The organism is Mesobacillus sp. (assembly GCF_057785455.1).
Window position 1 is genome coordinate 103,775 of record NZ_JBYNSB010000055.1, and the last position, 16,440, is coordinate 120,214.

A 16,440-nucleotide genomic window follows, 5' to 3' on the forward strand; every position below is an offset into this window, starting at 1 on the left:
GGAAATGAAAAACGCTGCCGAAAAACGCGGCAGCGCCCAGATCTTTTTTACTTATAGATTAATACTTTACCGACCGTACCGTCAGTGCTCTTCCCTACTACACGGAATTTCAGGCCATATTTAGGCACATTGCGTCCTGCATCCACCAAGCCTTTATTACTATAATCCATACTGTCATCAAAGATAGGATTTCCTGAAGTTATATTATCCTTCATGGTGATGCCAAGTAAAGCAGAGTAATCCAAGTACATATTTTCAGATGGGTCCTGATTAAATGCAGCATCATGGACTTGGTAGCGTGTTGATGCCAATGCTCCATCGCTCCATCTGTTTGTCGTTTGGTCAGCATCTACCACTCCAAGGAATCCCTCTCCTGGGTGTACACCTGTCCAGTTATTCTCGAAGCCATTGTCGACATACCATACAACAAGACCATCATCATATGTCATCAAGCTTGCTCCACGTTTGATATTTTTCAATCCCTGGTCAACGCCGTTATGGGATCTCCACTCCAATAAATAATAATGAGCAGAAGTTTCTTTCCCTTTGTGCTGTTCAAAACCGTTCAATGTAAATAGTGAAGCTGCTTCGGCTCCATCCGCGAAAATTTCTTTTCCAGCTGCAGTTACCTTCACATTGTCAACAAAGAATCCATTCAATGATGTGCCCCAGTCTGTCATATAACGGAATTGGAGCTGAATTTTTTGTCCCGCATATTGATCCAGGGATACCGATTCATGAATCCAGCCATTGCTGCTTCCTGTATATCCTGGAAGGTTAGGGAAAATATCAGGATATCCATCTGCTACAAGATTTGAATCAGTATTTTCAGTAGCCAATGACTTCCAGGTAGCACCGCCGTCTGTAGATACCTGAACCATTGCATAATCCCAATTCTCCTCGATGTCATACCAGGCATCAAATTCAAGATTTGCGCTTGCCACGCCAGTTAAATCGACAGTTGTGGCCATCTTATGGTCTATTTCATCACCCTTGCCGCCATAATATTCGAAAGTTCCGGTTTTTGGTGTATTAATGTTTATCACTTTGTCTGGCAGGTCTACCCTCACAGCATCATTTTGTGTACCCTTTGAATTAGCCTGGTCTAAAAGGATTTCAGTTCCTTTGCTAGTGACCTCATTAGCATGGATGGTCGATCCAGTTAGCCAGTTGCTGTCTTTCATCGTTGCATGCAGGAACTCCCTTGCATATGGACTGAACCCTGTTGGTTCTGTACCAGGAACCTTTCCTGCCCAGCTTCCGCTCGCCATGATGGACCAGTAGGCTACAGCTTCACCTGCACCACTGTAAACGGTGTCGTATTCATCAGGAAGGCCTAAGTCATGGCCGTATTCATGAGCGAATACCCCAGCTGCTCCATCTGCAGGCTCGATTGTATAGTCATAAGCAGCCAGTTTGCCGCCCCAGTAAGGGACTTTCGTTTTTGTACGCGGAAGGGTTGTCACTCCTCCCAGGTTCCAGCGATGGGACCAGATAGCGTCTTCACCTAATGCTCCGCCACCAGCTTCTTCGCCAACAGATGAATGAACAACCATCAGATGGTCGATCAGGCCATCTGGTTCACGGTAGTTTCCGTCACCATCCAGGTCATACCGATCTTCCTGATCATATTTATTCAAATCTACCGATCTATCAGCTGCAGCAGCATATAAAGCTTCTTTTACAAGACCGCGAGCGTTGCTGTCACTACCGCTGGAGTTATTTCCTCCGTAATAGGCAGCTGGCTGAGATGCTTTATACCATCCTGCTACCTGTCCATTGATGGAATAGCTTCCACCCGATTGCTGCTCATAATATTGTTTGACGGATACGAGTTTTTCCCCATTAGGCCCTGCATATCCATTGTCTCCAAAAATCATATCTGTATAATGTTCTTTAACATACTCATCATAAAACATATCTGTTTCATTAGAAGTAATCTTCGTTGCAGGGTAGTCAGGATATTCAATCAGGAGAACAAGAACGTTGTCCACTCTCTTGCCGCCGTTCCATGCTTCCTCTTGGACAGGAGCGACCACGCTATTCTTCGTTTGACCTGCCTTATTGCCTTTACCGTTAACTAAACCAGCTGAAGTTAACTTTTCATTCATTGTGCTTTTTAATTCTTTCTCATGTTTATGCAGCTCACCGGCATCCTTTTGGGTCCCGGCGGCCTTGTTTTGCAGATATTTTTGCAAGGCTGCTTCTGCCTGTTGAGGCGTTGCATCTTTAGCGATTTTCCCGCTTTTCTTTAACATTTCTATTAATCTTTCATCGTTAGCTATACCCAGATCAATTGGTGCTCCTCCAAGATGGCTGGATTGACCAGGTGCTTCGATAGCCTTTACTGCTGCAGGACCATTTGAAGCGAATGCCAGCGTGCTGGCAAGCATTGCTGTCATAGTTAAACTCGATAGGACTTTCAAACCTAGTTTATTTTTCAAGTTTTAACCACTCTCCCTAAAATAGTATTAATGCAACGCTATTCTATCAGTTCTATAAAATATTTTCAATATTTTAAATTATTAATATATTCGTCAAATTAATCTCTATTTCTACAATCTATTGTGTTCTAAATTGGTTATTTCGTTTTCCTACTGAACTATTTTCAAAAGATTAGTATAATTAAATTCAAAAAACATCTGGAGGTTCCCCTATGATAAAAGTTGGAGTAATAGGACTGGGCGCGATTGGCCAGCGCCTGATTAAGGGTTTTGAGAATCATTCCGAAACGGTGATTGCTGCTGTTTGCGATACGGCTGAGGAGAGAACGAAGGAAGTTGCTGATCAGCTTGGAGGAATTCCCGCTTTTTTCGATCATAAAGAAATGCTCGAAAAAGTGGAGCTGGACCTGGTTTATGTGGCAGTTCCTCCAAAGTTTCATCACGCTGTTACCTCTGATGTTTTGGAAAAAGGAATACATATCTTGTGCGAAAAACCGCTGGCAAATTCGCTTAAGGAAGCAGAAAGCCTTAGAAATCAGGCCGAGGCTGCCGGCGTTGTGCATGCCATGAATTTCCCGCTCAATTACAGTCCGGCGGCGAAGTCTTTTGAAAAAATGATCAAAGAAAACTATATTGGCAAGCTCAGGAGGCTGCAGCTGAAAATGCATTTTCCGGAGTGGCCGCGCCCTTGGCAGCAAAATGCCTGGGTAGCAAGCCGGGAGCAGGGAGGATATGTGCTGGAGGTTGGCATTCACTATATCCAGCAAATCCAGAAAATTTTCGGTCCGGTTACGGTAAAGAACGTACAAATTCAATTCCCTGAAGATCCACTTGCCTGTGAGAATGGTATTTTGGCAAATTTGGAGCTTTCAGACGGCACTCCTGTGATGATTGATGGTCTGAGCCAGATTGTAGGGAAAGAGGAAATTGCTTTCACTGCATATGGCACGGAAGGAACTTTGGCATTGTTGAACTGGGGTGAGCTCAAGGGCGGGAAGCTTGGCGAGGCAATAAGTCCTCTTGAAGCCGACAGCCCACTGGCAGATTCCTTGATTGACAACCTTGTAAAAGCTATTAAACGTGAGGAAGCAGTGGTTATTGATTTCACCGCTGGATATGAAGCACAGATTGTCCTTGAAGAGCTTAGAAAAGGATAATGGCATACCTGCCTATACACAAAAAACGCACAGGATTTTAATCCTGTGCGTTTTTAATATTATTCTCCCGTAAAACTGTCGTCAATTACAATAGTGTCACAGCATAATTGCGGATTGTATTGAACCTCGATGAATACTTCGTCGGTTTCATTTCCTTTTTTAAAATTTGTCCTTAAAATACGGTCCTGTTTCTTTTTTTGTACATCCCTTTGATAGGTGACCATAACATCACTGTAGCCTTATGCATAAAGATAGATGAATCCATCATCCATTTCCAGGCTATGAATCTTTGTTTCTTCATTGAATTTTGCATTCGTTAACCATCCATCGACTTTCTCTTTATTTTCAGGTGCTATGGTGTTTTCTTTGTAGTCAAATAGAAATGGTTCTGCCTTTTCTTCCATTTTCGCCTGACATCCAGCAAGAATTATGACCGAACAAACCGAAAACCAAAGTTTTCTCATTGGAATCCCCCTCTACTTTACTCTCTGCAGTAACAAGGTAAAGTTCATCCGTTGGCGAGAAACGTTCCGAAAATATCCTCTTTGCTCAATGTGTACTTACCAGCCACTCCTTAACCTGGGACTGGACTTCCTCTCGCTTTTCAATTTGAAGCATATGACCTGCTTGCTCCAGCACGGCAAACTTGGAGTTCGGAAACTTGTCAGCAAGTAAGCGGTGATCCTCATGCCCGCAAATATAATCGTTTTTTCCAAGCAGGAAAAGTGCTGGATGGGGCATTTCTTTTACATCCTTAAACGGCTCCTGTGAAAGGAAATATCTTTTCGGCTTCCAATCCGAACTTAAGAATTCCCTGTTTGCCAGCAGCCGCCCTGGCTGGATTTCTTCCATGAACAATGTGAGGTTCTGTTTATTTTGGTAGAGTAAAAGAGTTTCAAATGCTGCCCGGATATCAGGATCCAAACCTTCCAGGAGATCTTCATCTTTTTCAAAAATCACTCGTTTTGGCAGCGTTCGCTCTTTCTTGTGCAAAGCGGGGACAAGCAAACAAATGCCTTTTACCTGGTTTCTTCTTTTATCAAGAATCCCCTGAGCCAAGTAGCCTCCGAAGGAAGAACCAATGAGCGAGAAACTTTTGCCTCCAAGGGTGAATTCAATAAACTCTAGCAGATTCTCAAGAAAATCATCCGTGGAGTCAACCGTCTTATCTATGAAACTTCTTCCATGAGCCGGGATATCGATATACACCCTTTGGAAACTGATCGTATTTACAAAAATCGGTTCCAGCCATGCTTTCATTGATTGATGGTCGGTTCCCATCGCATGGAGGATCAAAAGCGGAAAGCCTTCACCGATTACTTCATAATAAATGCTGCCCTTCTTGACCTTACAGATCATTGCTAACACCGATTCTGGTTACCCAGTTAGGGTCCCACTGATATAGCGTTTTCTCATCATCTGTTTCTATAAAAATACTTTTTGGATATGGAAGCGCAAGTTCAGGCATGTTTTCAACACTGAAATATTTTAGTTCAGCCGTTTCTGTATCGATTGGATTGTGGTCCCCTCCCACTGCTCTGCAGCTGAAAACAAAGACGTTATATTCGACCTTATGCCCATTTGGATATTCATAGCGGAACTCCCTGCCGCCAAAAACACCCAGTAATTTTTCCGGGACAACGTGCAGGCCGGTTTCTTCCCATACTTCGCGTACAACTGCTTCAGCTGGTGACTCCCCCAACTCAATTGCACCTGCAGGCAGGCTCCACTTTTCCCCATTCCCTTTGTTCTGGAATAGAATATCACCCTCATCATTCCTTACGATTCCTGCAATACTCGGCATGAAAATCAATTCAGCACCAAGCTTGTTCCTCAAATTCTGATAATAATTTGACATTGCCACTTCAATTCACCACCTGCTATATATATTCTTCTATCTTCCATTTTTATCCTTCAATGTGGATTCTGTTCGAAATGATTTGTCTATAGGCGATAGCCCACACTCTCCGCTCATACCTACATACTTTATAGGGAATTATCCGCCCGGTACCTGGCGGATTTTTATAAAGGAGAGTGTCCCTATGAATCCATATCAGTATTTTTACAGCCCTTACCAATATGACCCTTATACCCACTATGACTTTCAGTATCATGCCCAGCAGCATGACCCGGCTGGTTTAGATCGACAGCCGGCATTAGAAAGACGAGTTAATCAGCTTGAAAGACAGATGCAGCTCCAGAAGACAGAATTGGATCGGCAAAACAACGAAAATGCCCGGCAGAATCGAGAGATCAATCGGCTGAATAAAGAGATTGGCCGCATCAATGAGGAGATCCGCCGCCTAAATCAAAATGACGAAAGGCATACCCGCCGCTTGAACAGACTGAACCAGCGCCTTCGCACGGTGGAGAACCGTCTGAACATCCCATTCTCAGCAACGGATGGAGATTTTTAATTTCAAAGAAACAAAAAGCAGGACCTTTCATTTGCAGGTCCTGCTTGTCTGTATACTTTTTCCAGAAAAAAGGAAACATAAAATAAGAACGAAAGCATCTATTAAAAAGATTAAATTATGCTAATATAAACAAGTAATCTTTCATTTCACTTTACATGAGCATTGAATGCTTATTAGGAGTTCATATATGAAAAAACAAAAGTACGTCATTGTCTTTTTCCTGCTCAGCATCATCTGGATTTTTGGGACAGACTATCTCCTTGGCCTCTATGCCCACCAGCAATTTATCGACGTGATCGAACATATAAAAGAGCTTCTCTATGTTGTGCTTGCTGCCGGTTTTTTCTACTTCTTCATCTCAAAAATGGAAGAACTGAATGCTTCACGCGAGGAGGAAAAACGCCTGTCCACATTGATTAACTCAATGGTGGATTTCGTGAACTTCAAGGATGGAGAAGGCAGATGGATCGAAGCAAACGAATTTGGCCTTAAGCTCTTCGATTTGGAAAATGTCGATTATAAAGGCAAAAAGGACTCAGAGCTGGCTGAGTACAGCGATTTCTTCGCTGATGCCTTAAGATATTGCGAAATTTCGGATGAAGAGGCCTGGAAAGCAGGCGGAATCATTCGTGTCGAAGAGGTTCTCCCTCAGCCTGATGGAACAACAAAAACCTTTGATACAATAAAGGTTCCGCTCCACAATGAGGATGGCAGCAGACAGGGGCTTGTCATTATCGGACGCGATATCACAGAACGAAAAAATGTAGAGACCCTGCTTGAAGAAAGCCGACAGCAATACCGTTCATTATTCGAATACAGCCCTGACATTGTTTCAATGCTTAATTTAAACGGGACCATTACCAACCTGAATCCCCAATTTGAAAAAATCACGGGCTATAATCGTTGTAATTTTATCGGAAAGAATTTTGCTGAATTGCTGCCAGAGTCCGACAAACAGATTGTTTTGGATAAGCTTTCACAAGTTGTAGAAGACCAGAGCCCGCAGATGTTCGAGCTCAACTTCCCGCATAAAAAAGGACATTCACTCACGTTTCAAAGTTCCTCCCTGCCCATCATCGTGAATGACAAAATTGCTGGAATCATTTGTACTTCAAGGGATGTTACCGAGCTGCGCCAGACTGAGGAACGCCTGCGCCGGACGGACAAGCTGACTGTTGTCGGCGAGTTGTCAGCAAGTGTTGCCCATGAAATCCGCAATCCGCTGACCTCTCTCAAAGGATTGGTCCAGCTGCTGAAAATGGAGGACGAAAAACATCAGCTTTATTACCAGATCATGCTGGATGAGCTGGACAGGATCAACCATATTGTCAGTGAGCTGCTGCTGCTGGCCAAGCCTCAGCAAATCAAATTCACCCAAGCTGATTTGCAGATGATCTTGAATGATGTCATCTCCTTGTTAAAATCAGAGGCCAGCCTGCACAATGTACAAATTGAGTTCGCAGTACAAGAGCAGCAGGCCATCATCGAGTGTGAACCAAATCAGCTTAAACAGCTGTTCATCAATATCCTGAAAAATGCGATTGAAGCATCCTCAGCCGGAGACCTAGTGGCCATATCCCTGGATGCCACGGACAATCACGTAACCGTCCGTGTCAAGGACCAGGGGTGCGGCATCTCGAAGGAATTCCTCGAGCGAATCGGCGAGCCCTTCTATTCATCTAAAGAAAAAGGCACCGGACTTGGAATGACGGTAAGCTTCAAGATTGTCCAATCCCATAATGGCACGATAAAATTCCTCAGCGAGCCAGATATGGGTACTGAGGTGATTGTACAGTTGCCGATTAAGCACAATGGGAAGAATGAAATAACCAAGTCAAGCTAAAAAAAGCGAAAGGACATTTCCTTTCGCTTTTTTCATTGGATTAATTCGATGAAGCTGTCCGTTTGCCGCTCCCTTATGGACAGCTTTATGGATAAACTCGGGGAAGCTGTCCGTTTGAGACTTCCTTATGGACAGCTTTATGGATAAACTCGATGAAGCTGTCCGTTTGGGGCTTCCTTATGGACAGCTTTTTGGATAAACTCGATGAAGCTGTCCGTTTGCGGCTCCCTTATGGACAGCTTTCTGGATTCACTCGATGAAGCTGTCCGTTTACGGCTTCCTTATGGACAGCTTTCTGGACTTTTTCGATGAAGCTGTCCGTTTGCGACTCCCTTATGGACAGCTTTCTAGATTTTTTCGGCGAAGCTGTCCGTTTGTCGCTTCCTTATGGACAGCTTTTTCGATTTTTTCGGCGAAGCTGTCCGTTTAGGGCTCTCTTATGGACAGCTTTTTGGGCAAACTCGATGAAGCTGTCCGTTTGCGGCTTCCTTATGGACAGCTTTATGGATAATCTCGGGGAAGCTGTCCGTTAACGGCTTCCTTATGGACAGCTCTCCTTAACTAGAAAAAATGAATGTCGATAAGGCAGCTGAAAGAACAATCATTCTTTTTTTACCCTGCTCCTCAATCCTCATCTTTAATGTCGATATCTTCTGGCACTGGTTCACTGAGAATCTCCTCGACAAGCTTTTTGTATTTTTCTACCTGCTTCAGATGTGTATTGAATTGATCCTTATATATCAAGTATTGCTCACCATCATGGATAGCACGGATCTTTTTTTGGAAAATAAGGCTTTCAATCTGCGATTCAGGCATGGACAGGAATTCTGCCGCTTCTTCTATTGTCAAATACACGTTCTTCATCCTTTTTCTTTCGTTTTTTCAGCAATCTGGTCAACAAGCTTCTCGGCTGTCCTTCTGTAAAAATTGCTCAAATTGATGAGTGAAGCAATCAAGAGTACGGTTTCAAGCTCATCTGGTTTTTCTTCGTCCAATCTGTGGACTTCTTCCTTTACATGCTGCTCTGTTTTGAGGACATCCTGATTGAAGATTCCAATGTTCTTCTGATGCAGATTCAAATAACTTTTGTAAAATTCATCCAGTTGAAAATCCCCTGCTTCGACTTTTGAGCTGATTCCTTCGAGTGTAAGTTTTATATCCTGGATTGATAATCCGCCTTTCAGCTGATAAATCAGGCTGATCAGGATGAGATGCTCCTTCGAATATTTTTTATTTTTAATAGGAAAGAACAGCTTCCCTTTGGCGTAATTGTTAATCATCGTCTTCGTAAGGACCTTATCTTCTTCATTGCGAGTCGAGCTGCCAAAGCTCTTTTCAAATAACTGGATGACCTGGTCCATGTATAAGTCGATACCCGGAATGTCTTCGAGCTGTACATTATTTTCAAGGCCAAGGTCTGCAAGCAGATCTGCAAGTTTACTCAATATTAATCCCTCAGTGTTTTATTTTTAGTATAAAGCAAAAAAATACAATCGTAAACATTGACTACATGTCGATACATATATATTATTATAAGTAGTTATTAAAACTACATAAAAACCTGGAGGCGATTTTATAATGAATACTTATATTCGTGAACCAATTAACGGCCTGACTCACCTGGCTGGCGCCTTGCTTTCTTTTGCCGGCCTGCTGGCGCTGGTGATAAAAGCTTCGCTTACTACAGGCTCTGCACTGGCGATCACGGCAGTTGCGATTTTTGGCATCAGTATGATTCTTTTGTATTCCGCATCCGCAACCTATCACATGGTCATCAGCAAGGACCGGGTCATTGCGTTTTTAAGGAAAATTGACCATTCCATGATTTTTGTTTTGATTGCCGGTACCTATACACCCTTTTGCCTGATCAGCCTTAATGGTCTTACTGGCTGGACGCTGTTCGCGATTATTTCCACCGCAGCTGTCAGCGGAATTCTTTTCAAATTGATTTGGTTCAAAAGCCCGAGATGGCTGTCGACCTCCATTTACATCGTTATGGGCTGGATGATCATTTTTGTTGTCACACCGCTCTCAAGCGTATTAAGTCCGTTAGGCATCTTCTGGCTTGTGACAGGCGGGATTATGTATACGATTGGCGGAGTGATTTACGGGTTAAAACCAGAAATACTGCGTACGAAGCATCTCGGCTTCCATGAGATCTTCCATATCTTTATCATGCTCGGAAGCCTTGCTCATTTCGTCAGCGTTTATTTTTATGTTTTATAATATTTTGCTGTTTTCGTAAAAACACCTAAAAAATGCCTGCTCCCTTTTGGGAATAGGCATTTTTTAAGTTAACTCACTTTTTCGGTTCTGTCTTTCCGGTCCTTTTTATGGAACCCTTTGGCGAAGTATACAGCTGTTAAAATCCCCAGCCAGAGCGGTCCGATGAAAAGGGCTATTCTTGTATCCTCACTGAATCCCATCAGGATGATCACAAATCCGAGGAAAGCCAGAGAAATGTAGGAGGTCAACGGATACAGCGGAAGCTTGTACTTCAGCTGTTTTACTTCATTTTGCTTCAGGCTCTTCCGGAAGCGGAGTTGTGAAAGCAGGATGATGGCCCATGTCCATATCGCCCCGAAGGTTGCAATGCTCGTCACCCAGACAAAAACCTTTGCAGGAACAATATAGTTCAAGACGACCCCTACCAGAAGTGCCGCTGCTGAAGCGAGAATCGCGAAACCGGGAACACCATTTTTCGTCAGCCTGCTGAACTTCTGCGGTGCTTCGCCATGGTTAGCGAGATTGAACAGCATTCGGCCTGTACTGAAAATGCCGCTGTTGCACGAAGACAGAGCAGCAGTCAGTACGACGAAGTTAATGATTCCTGCCGCTGCCGGAATCCCTAATTGTTCAAATGTCAGAACAAATGGACTTCCCTTTTCCCCGATTTCATTCCAGGGATAAATCGACATGATGACGAACAATGCGCCAACGTAGAAAATCAAGATACGCCAGAAAACGGAATCAATCGCACGGGCCAATGATTTTTCCGGATTCTTCACCTCGCCTGCAGTAACTCCGATCATTTCAATTCCAAGGTAAGCGAACATCACCATCTGCAGGGAGAGCAGGACACCCTTTATGCCATTCGGGAAAAAGCCGCCATTTGCCCAAAGGTTCTGGATGCCTGTGGCGATTCCGCCATTTCCGATTCCCCAAATGATCATTCCTGCACCAGAAACAATCATCGCCAGGATGGTAACAATCTTGATTAAGGCAAACCAGAATTCCAGCTCGCCGTAAGCTTTTACAGCCAGGAAATTAATCGATGCCATCAAAATCAGAGCAGCAAGCGCCCAAATCCAGCGCGGAATTTCCGGGAACCAATACTCCATGTAAATGCCCACCGCTGTAATTTCGGCCATTCCGGTGACAATCCACAGGAACCAATAATTCCAGCCAGTAATATAACCCGCCAGCGGTCCGAGATAGTCCCTCGCATATTTACTGAATGACCCAGCAACCGGCTTCTGGATTGCCATTTCCCCGAGCGCTCTCATGATAAAAAACATAATCATTCCGCTGAAGCCATAGCCCAGCAAAATACCAGGCCCGGCAAGCTTGATTGCAGACGCTGAACCAAGGAAAAGCCCTACGCCAATCGCCGCACCTAAAGACATTAGAGTAATATGTCTTTCCTCCAACCCCCGCTGTAATTGATTACTTTGTGAAGTCTTCATGCTGTCTCTCCTTTAGTTGAATATTTCGGATTACAAAATTATTATGATTGCAATAACAATTATAAAGTTGGTCCTCCGCTCTCCGACATCTTGAAAATGCCAGTTACCGAGAATTGCAACCCCTTCTTGATACACCTAAACATATACAACAAAACCATATTATTTAGAAAATTATTATTCTTATAAAATTTCCTTTTGCCATTTTATCATGAAAATGCCTTAATAAAAATATGAAAATTTTCCTTTTATTTTTAGCTCTGTTAAACTAGGCTGTTGATTTTCGTTCCAGGCGCTTCGCTTTCCTCGGGGCGTGCGATGAGCCTCCTCGTCGCTTTGCTCCTGCGGGGTCTCATCTGCCCGCTTCATCCCGAAGGAGTCTGCGCGCCTTCCACTACAATCAACAGCGTTTAAAAATCAACATTCGGCATTAACAGAGCCTTAATTTAAAAAACCTTCCCAAGCCTTGATGAAGGCCGGGAAGGCGAGCTGTTATTAAGCCCTTAATAAAACATGCGTCTTCGCTGCTTGACCGCGGGCTGGTATTTTCTCATAGGACCGTAGTTCAGTACTTCTTTTAAATAATAATCGCCATTTGGATTTTGCTTCTTAAGGAGTTCGGTCAAATATGTAATGTCATCCATGGCCCGGTGTGTCTGGTACCTGGAAATATCATGTGCCTGAAGCAATGTGAGCAGCTTGCTGTTCGGGAAGCCATGGTTCTTCCATTGGACATTCTTCATCGTGCAATACCACTTCATTTCATTGACCTCAGGGTACATCCTGAATAAAAAACTGCGGTCGAATGAAGCATTATGGGCAAAAATCGCATCTGTCTGGTTGAAATAATCCATGATTTTTTCATCATGGAAGGTCTTGCCTCGGACCATGTCATAGTGAATCCCGTGGATCCGATAAGCCCTGTCATAATTGCTTTGTGCCGATTTGGAAAGCGGCTCGCGCAGATAGGAATCCTCTTCAATGATGTCTAGGATCTCGCCAGTTTCTTCGTTAAACGAAAACAGCTTCAATGCCAATTCAATGATTTCATCCGAATCCGGCCCTAATCCCGTTGTCTCGACGTCCACTACCAATCCTAGCTTGTTTTCTATACTCAAAAAAGTCACCCTTTTCAGCTGGAATATATAAATCTATCTTGAAAAATACCGGCTTTATTGCCTTCTTTTTCTATCATATAGCACGTATTCCTCAATTTCCAGCCAAAGACAATAGGATGAAATCATTTCCAAACTATTAGACCTGCCTGTTCAACTCGATTTTTCCAGCGGTATTTTTCAGGAAGATTTTTAATAGAATCAAGCCAATGGCTGCACCGGCAAATGAGCTGACCAGGAAAGCTGGAACCAATCCGAACAGGGCCGCTTCCTTGCCAAGGAATAAGGTTGCGATGGGATAGCAGGCAATCGCCCCAATGATTCCTGTGCCAATCACTTCCCCGGAAAAGGCAAAACCGATTCTATTTGTTTTCTTGAACAAATATGCAGCTAAAAAGGCACCGATTATGCTGCCCGGAAAAGCAAAAACTGAGCCGGTTCCCATCAAGTTCCGGAGCAGGGAAATACCAATCGCCTGGGCTACCGCATAATAAGGGCCCAGCAATACAGCCGATAATACATTTATGAAATGCTGGACAGGAAAAACCTTTACGATACCAAGCGGTATAAATAACAGATGGCTCGTCAGAGTGCCAATCGCAATCATCATCGCCGTTAAGGTAAGCTTTTGTGTATTCCTCATATCCACCCTCCTAAAATTGACGTTGAAAAATTTCCGTTTTCAGGGCAGCTGCTGCTTCCTTTATATTGTCAGCATGGCTGATTGCCGTGATGACAGACACTCCATCTGCCCCGGCCTGCATTACCTCGGCTGCGTTCCCGGCGTTTATCCCGCCGATACCCACTATTGGAATATTGAAATCTATCAATTTTTTTAATAAAACAGTTCCCTGGACTGCCCTCGCATCTTTTTTCGTCTCTGTCGGAAAAATCGGGCCGACGCCAAAATAGTCCGCACCAGCAAGCTTGGCGATTTCTGCCTCCCCGCGATTATGGACGGATACTCCAAGAATTTTGTTACCGATTATCTTGCGAACTGCCACGGCATCCTCATCCTCCTGACCGATATGGACCCCGTCAGCATCCAGCTCCAATGCCAGTTCGATATCATCATTCACGATGAACGGGATGCCATTCTCCTTGCATAGCCACTGCAATTTCCTGGCCATTCCAAGCTTCCCATTGCCACGCATGGCGCCGTCTCCCTTTTCCCGATATTGAAAAAGGGTAATGCCGCCCTCGATTGCCTCCTGCAAAACTTCAACAGGATCCTTCAGGCAGTTTATACTTCCAGCTATAAAATAGATCTTAAGCAGGCGCTTCATATCTCCTGAGCTGATTCTGGTCATATTGTCTGCCTGCTTTCCTGTTTCTTTTTCTGGTTAAAGGCCCAGTGATTAGTGGGACCATGCCCGCTTCCAATCGCCAACGGGTATTCAATGGCTGCCTGAATGAACTCCTTGGCAACGGATACTGCGTCGTATACCGAGGCTCCCTTTGCAAGCTCAGCGGTAATCGCTGCGGAAAAGGTACAGCCTGTTCCGTGAGTGTTTTTCGTCTTGACCCTTGGGCTGGAGAAAGAAGTAAACTCTGTCCCGTCAAAAAGAACATCAACAGACTCATTTCTGTCTTCATCATGACCGCCCTTGATCAGGACATAGCTGGCTCCCATTGCTTGAAGGATTTTTGCTGCTTCCTTTTTTTCTTCCAGGCTATTAATCTTGATGCCCGTAAGGACTTCAGCCTCTGGAATATTCGGGGTAATGACCAGTGAAACGGGGATCAGATGCTTTTTCAGCGCCGATACTGCCTCCTGCTGCAGCAAGGATGCTCCACCCTTGGCAATCATGACCGGATCGACAACAACTTTTTCCCAGCCAAAATGGTTTATTTTTTCAGTAACAGCTTCAATGATTTCTGCATTGAAAAGCATCCCTGTTTTCAATGCATCTGAGCCGATATCCTCGCCTACGGATTGAATCTGTTTTGCCACTGCCCCGGCGTCCATCGGAAAAACCCCCTGGACGCCAAGCGTGTTTTGAGCCGTGACAGCCGTCAATGCAGACATGCCATAGACACTGAGTTCCTGAAATGTCTTAAGATCAGCCTGGATTCCTGCTCCTCCGCCGCTGTCCGATCCGGCAATTGTCAGTGCTTTAAACATATTCATTCATCTCCCTTTTCGTAAAAGAACTAAGTCTCATGATATCGTCCTCATTCACTTTGCTTAACTGGTTCAGGAATTCTATCTGGAAGCTTCCCGGCCCTTGGTGCGCACTTTGATTTGCTGCTTTTTCAGCTGAGATTCCATAGGTAATGATCGCAGAAGCTGCTGACTGAAGCTGATTTTTTTCCACAGCCGAAAAGGCTCCAACGACCGAGGAAAGAAGACAGCCGGTTCCTGTTACATTTGTCAGGATTGAGTGGCCATTGTGGCCAATGATTGTTGTTACGCCATCGGTTATGATGTCATCCTTACCTGTTAAAGCAACGGTTGTTTTTAATTTTTTGGCAGCTGAAACAGCGAGCTCGGCTACATCACCAGCTGACTCACCGGCATCTACTCCGCGAATCTCCCAATTCTCACCGGCAACATTGGCGATTTCCGCCGCATTCCCTCTGATTATCGAAATCTCTAACTCTGCCATCAGTTTCCTTGCCGTTTCTGTCCTGAAAGCTGTCGCCCCTGCCCCGACTGGATCAAGAATGACCGGCACTCCATGCTTATTGGCTGATTTGCCGGCTATTAGCATCGATTCAACTACCTGCGTATTCAATGTTCCGATATTCAATACAAGGCATCCTGCGATTGCGGCCATTTCGGCAGCTTCTTCAGGTGCATACGCCATAACCGGCGAGGCACCGAGCGCAAGCAATCCATTGGCGGTAAAATTGGTGACCACGACATTCGTGATGTTATGTATCAATGGATTCTCAGTACGGACCTTTTTTAGCAAGCTGGCAATCTCTTGTTTTTGCATAGCAATTCCTCCTTCATCTTTCGTGAGTTCGTTCCAGGTGCTGGCTTTCGCCTTCTAATCCATGACCAGGCCGCCGTCCACCACAAGGTTTTGCCCTGTAACTGCCCTCGCCCATGGAGATGCAAAGAAAACAATCCCATCTGCGACTTCTGCCGGATCGGTCACTTTTCTGAGAGGGGTCGAGGATTCAATCAGCTGGAATACCTCAGCAGATGTCGCCGCGCTGGCGTCTGTTGTTTTTAGCAAACCGCCTGAAACCATATTGACGGTTATGCCGTGTTTCCCTAGATCATTTGCCATATTCCTAGTGAACCCTAACAAGGCTGCCTTGCTTGTCGTATAGTCGTGATAGGCAACGACTGGATTCTGGAACAGGTTTGTGCCTATATTGATAACCCTGCCAAACCGGGATTCTTTCATATCAGGTAGTCCAGCCTGGATTGTATTCAATGCTCCTCGGATGGCGCCCTCAAGCTGAGCCTTGTAATCCTCCCAGCCTACGGAAAACGCATCCTTGTTCGTTACAGGGTCGAACTTGAAGCTGACTAAAGCGTTATTTACCACCGTGGTAATCGGAGTCCCGAAATGTTCCTTAGCCTGTTTGAACATGCTTTGCACTTGTTCCGGATTTCTCACATCAGCCTGGATGGCGAGTGCGTTTTTGCCAATTTGCTCTTCAAGCTGCTTTGCCTTCATTTCATTTTGGAAATAATTTATGACAACCCTTGCGCCTTCCCTCGCAAAAGCCTTCACTGTTTCTGCTCCTAATCCCCGGCTGCCGCCAGTCACCAGTACAACTTGATCTTTTAGTTCCATTTTTGAAAACCTCCTTGGAATAT

The 16,440-nt window shown here is 44.5% G+C and carries 17 protein-coding genes; 4 read left to right on the forward strand and 13 right to left on the reverse strand.

The genetic code is table 11. From position 1 onward, the window contains the following. Positions 1–47: 47 nt before the first annotated feature. Positions 48–2,402 carry an immune inhibitor A domain-containing protein gene (locus AC3EBE_RS20415; RefSeq protein WP_488596914.1) on the reverse strand — a complete coding sequence of 785 codons (2,355 nt, stop codon included), beginning with the start codon at positions 2,400–2,402 and terminating at the stop codon, positions 48–50. Between the two features lie 254 nt (positions 2,403–2,656). On the opposite strand from AC3EBE_RS20415, the gene AC3EBE_RS20420 reads away from it, so the two are divergent. Beyond that, positions 2,657–3,601 (forward strand): Gfo/Idh/MocA family protein, encoded by a 945-nt coding sequence (locus AC3EBE_RS20420; protein WP_488596859.1) that lies wholly within the window; start codon positions 2,657–2,659, stop codon positions 3,599–3,601. Positions 3,602–3,840: 239 nt separating this feature from the next. Here the strand turns inward: AC3EBE_RS20420 and AC3EBE_RS20425 are convergent, their stop codons facing one another. The 3 genes from AC3EBE_RS20425 to AC3EBE_RS20435 form a co-directional block, all read right to left on the reverse strand. Continuing rightward, positions 3,841–4,065 carry a hypothetical protein gene (locus tag AC3EBE_RS20425; RefSeq protein WP_488596860.1) on the reverse strand — a complete coding sequence of 75 codons (225 nt, stop codon included), beginning with the start codon at positions 4,063–4,065 and terminating at the stop codon, positions 3,841–3,843. An 85-nt stretch (positions 4,066–4,150) separates the two neighbouring features. Further along, complete coding sequence (locus AC3EBE_RS20430) at positions 4,151–4,960, reverse strand: alpha/beta fold hydrolase (RefSeq protein ID WP_488596861.1); 810 nt, start codon at positions 4,958–4,960, stop codon at positions 4,151–4,153. Then, the gene (locus AC3EBE_RS20435) at positions 4,950–5,465 is read right to left on the reverse strand and encodes an NUDIX hydrolase (RefSeq protein ID WP_488596862.1); all 516 of its coding nucleotides are present in this window, start codon (positions 5,463–5,465) and stop codon (positions 4,950–4,952) included. Before AC3EBE_RS20435 ends, AC3EBE_RS20430 begins: the two co-directional genes overlap by 11 nt. Before the next feature lie 178 nt (positions 5,466–5,643). Between AC3EBE_RS20435 and AC3EBE_RS20440 the strand changes: the two genes are divergently transcribed. Further along, a complete protein-coding gene (locus tag AC3EBE_RS20440) occupies positions 5,644–6,018 on the forward strand; it encodes a hypothetical protein (protein ID WP_488596863.1) in 375 nt (124 codons plus the stop codon). A 187-nt stretch (positions 6,019–6,205) separates the two neighbouring features. After that, complete coding sequence (locus AC3EBE_RS20445) at positions 6,206–7,861, forward strand: PAS domain-containing sensor histidine kinase (protein WP_488596864.1); 1,656 nt, start codon at positions 6,206–6,208, stop codon at positions 7,859–7,861. Between the two features lie 624 nt (positions 7,862–8,485). Here AC3EBE_RS20445 and AC3EBE_RS20450 read toward each other — a convergent pair. Together AC3EBE_RS20450 and AC3EBE_RS20455 are read right to left on the reverse strand one after the other, a co-directional pair. After that, the gene (locus tag AC3EBE_RS20450) at positions 8,486–8,725 is read right to left on the reverse strand and encodes an excisionase family DNA-binding protein (protein WP_488596865.1); all 240 of its coding nucleotides are present in this window, start codon (positions 8,723–8,725) and stop codon (positions 8,486–8,488) included. Further along, positions 8,722–9,306, reverse strand: a complete 585-nt coding sequence (locus AC3EBE_RS20455; RefSeq protein WP_488596866.1) for a DUF1836 domain-containing protein — start codon at positions 9,304–9,306, stop codon at positions 8,722–8,724. Before AC3EBE_RS20455 ends, AC3EBE_RS20450 begins: the two co-directional genes overlap by 4 nt. A gap of 133 nt (positions 9,307–9,439) precedes the next feature. Between AC3EBE_RS20455 and trhA the strand changes: the two genes are divergently transcribed. Beyond that, the gene (trhA, locus tag AC3EBE_RS20460) at positions 9,440–10,087 is read left to right on the forward strand and encodes a PAQR family membrane homeostasis protein TrhA (protein WP_488596867.1); all 648 of its coding nucleotides are present in this window, start codon (positions 9,440–9,442) and stop codon (positions 10,085–10,087) included. A 68-nt stretch (positions 10,088–10,155) separates the two neighbouring features. Here the strand turns inward: trhA and AC3EBE_RS20465 are convergent, their stop codons facing one another. The 7 genes from AC3EBE_RS20465 to AC3EBE_RS20495 all read right to left on the reverse strand — a co-directional run bounded on the left by AC3EBE_RS20465 (position 10,156) and on the right by AC3EBE_RS20495 (position 16,417). After that, positions 10,156–11,547: an amino acid permease gene (locus AC3EBE_RS20465; protein WP_488596868.1), complete on the reverse strand. Its 1,392-nt coding sequence runs from the start codon at positions 11,545–11,547 to the stop codon at positions 10,156–10,158. A 500-nt stretch (positions 11,548–12,047) separates the two neighbouring features. Then, on the reverse strand, positions 12,048–12,662 hold the full coding sequence (locus AC3EBE_RS20470; RefSeq protein ID WP_488596869.1) for an exonuclease domain-containing protein: 615 nt from the start codon (positions 12,660–12,662) through the stop codon (positions 12,048–12,050). Positions 12,663–12,798: 136 nt separating this feature from the next. Then, on the reverse strand, positions 12,799–13,302 hold the full coding sequence (gene thiW / locus AC3EBE_RS20475) for an energy coupling factor transporter S component ThiW (protein WP_488596870.1): 504 nt from the start codon (positions 13,300–13,302) through the stop codon (positions 12,799–12,801). A gap of 10 nt (positions 13,303–13,312) precedes the next feature. Beyond that, on the reverse strand, positions 13,313–13,969 hold the full coding sequence (gene thiE / locus AC3EBE_RS20480) for a thiamine phosphate synthase (RefSeq protein WP_488596871.1): 657 nt from the start codon (positions 13,967–13,969) through the stop codon (positions 13,313–13,315). Beyond that, positions 13,966–14,790 carry a bifunctional hydroxymethylpyrimidine kinase/phosphomethylpyrimidine kinase gene (gene thiD / locus AC3EBE_RS20485; protein WP_488596872.1) on the reverse strand — a complete coding sequence of 275 codons (825 nt, stop codon included), beginning with the start codon at positions 14,788–14,790 and terminating at the stop codon, positions 13,966–13,968. The genes thiE and thiD overlap by 4 nt, the downstream gene beginning before the upstream one ends. Beyond that, a complete protein-coding gene (gene thiM / locus AC3EBE_RS20490; protein ID WP_488596873.1) occupies positions 14,777–15,601 on the reverse strand; it encodes a hydroxyethylthiazole kinase in 825 nt (274 codons plus the stop codon). The genes thiD and thiM overlap by 14 nt, the downstream gene beginning before the upstream one ends. Positions 15,602–15,655: 54 nt before the next feature. Then, a complete protein-coding gene (locus tag AC3EBE_RS20495) occupies positions 15,656–16,417 on the reverse strand; it encodes a 3-oxoacyl-ACP reductase (protein ID WP_488596874.1) in 762 nt (253 codons plus the stop codon). Between the last annotated feature and the right edge of the window lie 23 nt (positions 16,418–16,440).